This is a genomic window from Flavobacteriales bacterium (assembly GCA_013001705.1).
Lineage (GTDB): Bacteria > Bacteroidota > Bacteroidia > Flavobacteriales_D > JABDKJ01 > JABDLZ01.
The window spans coordinates 1-4,674 of sequence record JABDLZ010000286.1 but is presented as its reverse complement, the minus strand read 5'-3'; the positions used below and the strand labels follow the sequence as shown (position 1 = coordinate 4,674).

Annotated in this window: 3 protein-coding genes and 1 other RNA gene; 1 reads left to right on the top strand and 3 read right to left on the bottom strand. The window is 49.4% G+C overall.

The window, feature by feature from the left end:
• From HKN79_11395 to HKN79_11385, 3 genes are all read right to left on the bottom strand, one after another.
• Nucleotides 1-1,636 (bottom strand): hypothetical protein (locus tag HKN79_11395; GenBank protein NNC84171.1); only part of this gene is annotated, 1,636 nt, incomplete at its 3' end.
• A 132-nt stretch (nucleotides 1,637-1,768) separates the two neighbouring features.
• The gene (locus HKN79_11390; protein ID NNC84170.1) at nucleotides 1,769-2,875 is read right to left on the bottom strand and encodes a hypothetical protein; all 1,107 of its coding nucleotides are present in this window, start codon (nucleotides 2,873-2,875) and stop codon (nucleotides 1,769-1,771) included.
• Nucleotides 2,872-4,077, bottom strand: coding sequence for an alanine dehydrogenase (locus tag HKN79_11385; GenBank protein NNC84169.1), 1,206 nt, complete (start codon nucleotides 4,075-4,077; stop codon nucleotides 2,872-2,874). The genes HKN79_11390 and HKN79_11385 overlap by 4 nt, the downstream gene beginning before the upstream one ends.
• A 118-nt stretch (nucleotides 4,078-4,195) precedes the next feature.
• Between HKN79_11385 and ssrA the strand changes: the two genes are divergently transcribed.
• Nucleotides 4,196-4,599, top strand: a transfer-messenger RNA (tmRNA) gene (ssrA, locus tag HKN79_11380).
• The last annotated feature ends 75 nt before the right edge of the window (nucleotides 4,600-4,674 follow it).

Genomic DNA, 4,674 nt, shown 5'->3' with positions numbered 1-4,674 from the left:
TCTCTGGGAAGTAGCCTCCATCATAGTGTTGTGTAGTGATGGTGGAATTGCTCAAGTCTATATTTCCTCCATTGACGAAATAGATCTCAAATGAGAAATTGGTGTTGATGTCATATCCATTCGAATTGAAGTCTCCTTGCGTGAAGAATACTTCACGTGCCGTTAGATCTCCTTCTAATGCGAAGAGTGCAGCACTGATAAATTCCAGATCGGATTGTGGTCCCATATGAGCGTTGGATGTAGAGATGGTCTCTTCGGCCTCAGTCGATCGGAAGAATATTTGGTCAAAGGAATAGTCTGCCTGTTCGCTCAACCAGAGTGAGCCATAGATGTTCAGGACGACAGAGTTGTTTTGGCTGAAGGTCATGGCCTGGTCGATGGTGGACATATTCAAATCCTCACACGAAGCATTCACATCGATGATCACCTCTGCATTACCCGTATTGAAAGAATTCTGATCGAAATAGACTTGATCGATCTGACTGGGAGGAGTGACGTGGGTAGTAGTACCCCCGGAGGTGGTAGCCCAATGTTCTATATCGCTCCAGTTTCCTGAGCCCCCGATCCAGAAGTATTCCTCGGGCTGGAATGGACTGATATTCCAACCTGAATTGTTCCCTTGATCATAGGTGTCGAATGCATTGAAAGTTGCACCACCTTGAGCATGGCAGTCCGTCAATGAGAGGTATTGCCCAGCTACCGTACCCGCATTCTGCTCCAGATAGAATTCAGAGCCCGTCTCATAGGAGAGTAGCGTGACCAAGGAATCTATCGTTCCTTGAAGATGGAATTGAGTAGCTATTTGAGTACTACCAGCAGCAAATGCGATCACCGACCCTGGCAGTCCAATGAAATCCTGATAAGAATTGGAAGACGTTATATGTACGCTACCGAGGAAATAGAGCGTGCCATAGTCTTCATCATCACCAGCAAATTGGCGAGTACTTGTGAGGCTTTCATAGCCGAAGTAGATGGTCGTATTTGATAGGTCGATGAACTCACTCTCGAATACCTGTAGTTTCAATGGGATGTCGATCCGGGAACTTCCCATATCCACCGTCTGATCGGAGAATATATAGAGACGGGAATTCAGATCGATGTAATGACCATTGGAATAGAATTCTCCTGCGTTGACATAGAGATTCCCTACCCGTAGGGTGTCCTGTAAATTCACCACCATTTCTTCATTCTGCATGACCAGGAAGGTCCCACCTCCTAGGCTCCGTCCTTCAGTAGCTATCGAGATAGCGCCCGACCCTTTCATGGCGATATACTTGAAATTTCGATCGATCTCATCGGATAGCAGAATGTCTCCATACACGAAGAATTTGGAAACATAATTGCCTTCATGCTCTAACTTGGGTTCATGGAGAACTCCTTGAGCGATGATGCTACCGCACATGGAGCTGTCAGGTATATAGCAGATCTGCCCAGGAGCATCGAATGAATTTACATCGAAGTATACATCGTCCAGAGAGTCGGGTTCACTGGTGTGGAATGTACTTCCACCCGAAGTAGTCGCCCAGTGTTCCAGTTCATTCCAATATCCTGTACCACCCACCCAGAAATAATCCGTGGCGGATGCATACTGGGTCAGACAGAAGATGAAGAGTAGGAGAAGTTTTGAATGTTTCATGTCGGTCGTTTATATCACAAAGGTGGATGAGATGGCTTGGACAGATCTCATTCAAATGGGTGATTTTCTACTGACGACCAATCATACAGCCTTGGGCTATAGGTACTTCGGAAGAAGTTTGTTCGACTGGACCTACTCGTTACTGATGTCCTGGATCAAACTTTTTTGAGATGCATTCAATGACCCTACTACCAGATCCTGTACGGCCCAATCGAGGTCATAGGAGATCATATCGTACAGCTCACGCTCGGTATCGATGATGACGAAGCTGTTGCGATTGCTATCTATGGCGATGAGCAATCCTTCATGCACAATGGCATTCTGGATCCATTCCATCTCTCCGAGTTCCTCGGGCTTACCAGATAGCTGACTGAAATCGAGGATGGTGGACTTCCCGTCTTTCTCGAGATGTATCTCTCCAGAACCCGTGCTCGTGGCCATGGTCAGATCAGCTTGTGACTTCCCACCATGCGGTGTGGTCAGTTGGCTGATGACCTCCTGAAAATCGCCCGTTCTTCTATCGATAGCGATGACCTTTCCCTTGTGGAATAGGGTAGCCAGGATGCGGTGTTCATCCCTGTGGTCATAACTGCTGGAATTGATGAAAGCAGCCCGCATAGCGGTAGGTAGACTCTGAGTGTTTGGGTCATCGATAAGCCGTGCTGCTATTCCTTGTTGCTGCCAGCGGGAGAATTGCTGAGGGTCACGCGTGAGCTTCAGCATCGCATCCGAGTCCGGGTCATGGCCTTCGTTCATTCCATGCTCCCAAGCGCTCCATTCCCAAGTGATCTCTTGTGTCTTGAGATCGTATTCGAAGAGGATATCCAGTCCTGAAGAGGAGACCAGCAATCGGTCGTTCTCATGCGGTGAGAACTCCACAGTATGGATGTAGGAGAACCAGTCGTTCTCGATCTTCTGCAGTACCTTATCGAGCACATAGACCGTGCTCTCAGAAGAGAAGGCAAAACGACCTTCATTATAATCCAAGCCTCTGGGTTCTTTCACCCGCACCAGTTCTTCTAGCTCTTGCACGGACCCTTGATGCAGCCGCAGGCTGACCAATCCTCCAAGGGAAACGGGTCTACGCGCTACCGATCCACGTTGACTGCGCTTCTTGGATTCGATATAGCGCTTACGGATCGCCTGCAGGTCGAAACTCTTGATGGTCAGAAGGAGAGGAATGTCCCCATAGAATGAGCTATCCCGGGTGAACCTAGCCATATCGATTCGCTTACTCATCCTTTCAGATAATCGCTGAGGTACATGAAATCGGGCATGAGATTGCCATGTAGATCGGTCTGTGAGGCACGCTCGATGATGCGATCGGGGTCATCGCCTAGGAGACAGGGTATGACCTTGTCCATGAGTGCTTGACCGAAATCCTGGGAAGCATCCTTGGGTAGTTCACAGGGCAGATTGTCCACTGCCTGCACACCGATACTTCCGGGAGTGCCGAAAGGCACTTCTTCTGCCGCTTGCGGATCATAGCCGTAATAGGCATCACCGATCACGGAGGGGCGCACCGTACTCGCTATGGGTTCTTTGATATCCATGCTCACATCACTGATTATCTGCAATCTGAGATCAGGGTCCCGCAGGTCCTCTTCAGATAGGATCAATGGGGCGTTGCTATCCCAGTAATGACAGGGGATATACATGTCGGCCGATTTGGCGAATCGCAGGAAGGTACCTTCATACTCCTCTGGATGTGCGTAGAAATGGGACTTGTCCCAGGAGCGCCCTTCGGCATGTCGATTATAATCCTCTGCATCGAGTATAGTGTACACGGGTGTTGGATCACTGTAGTCCAGGAATGCCTCCGGCTCTATCTGTTGGATATCCAATGCTCTGATGATCTCGTGTGCACCTTTACCCACACGGCCTGTGCCGGTCACGACCAGTTTGAAATGATCAGGAAGGCTGACCTTCTTCAGTTCGCCCAACATCTCCTGCATATCCTCGCAAGCATGAGCCGCTTTGATATGGAAGCTGTCATTGAGCATGCCCCAACCTCTGAATCCACTATAAGCTCCTACGATACCGGCCCAGCGACCGAAACCTATAATGCGATCACCTTTGCTGTCCTTGAGCAATTCATAATCGATGAGCTGGATGCGCTTGTCGAGAATGGCTTGAAGGAGTTTCCGGTTATAGGGTTGCTCCTTATAGGTATGGGAGAAGAAGAAATAGCGCTTGTCGGGAATGAGCATTTCGATAGGCACCTCCTTCACACCGAAGAGCACCTCTCTGTCGCTCATGTCCTCCTGTAGCTGAATGCCTTGAGCCTGGTAAGCAGAGTCTTTGAATGCACGTATCTCACTGGGTTGCACGACCAGGTCCAGTTGGGGATAGCGATCCATAAGGTTGCGGCACTGGGTGGGGGTGAAGGGCACCCGTTTATCGGGGGGTATCTTACCTTCTCTGATGATTCCGATCTTCATAGGAAATGGAGCTAGGGCCACGAAATTAAACCATTCGCCCTGCCAATGTGGCGATAAGGCAACCAAGGGCATGGAACTTGCGTCTTGGACAGTACCTTTGTACTTTATCAAAGAACATGGGGCCGACCTGGCTTTGACAGCGTGTCGATTCCTCGTGTAAGCATGCAGAGCATTGGGAATGCGCTCTTTAATCTGGACTCCCAAGCCATATTTGGCGACAACAACTACGCACTCGCTGCATAATCGGTCTAAGACCGATCATCTTAATCCACTCCGATAGTCGGGGGGACGAGTTACCCGGGTGATGATTCCTGTTCTACTGTCATCACTGATCGGGTATCGTTGAGTAGAACTAGGGACCTGACTCACTCTTAGAAAGGCCCGAAATACCCAATGAGTTAAGCTTGAGTTCGGCTGTCCTTGGCCAGGCTCAGGTCGAAAATCCAATCAAGGAATAAGCATGTAGAAAGCCCGAAAGGGATTCACGTTTGGACGGGGGTTCGACTCCCCCCGGCTCCACCAACGCCCTCCGAAGCTTTTCGCCATAAAAGCCAAGGAGGGCGTTTTGATTTCAGTCTGGACTGTCAAGTCTCATCA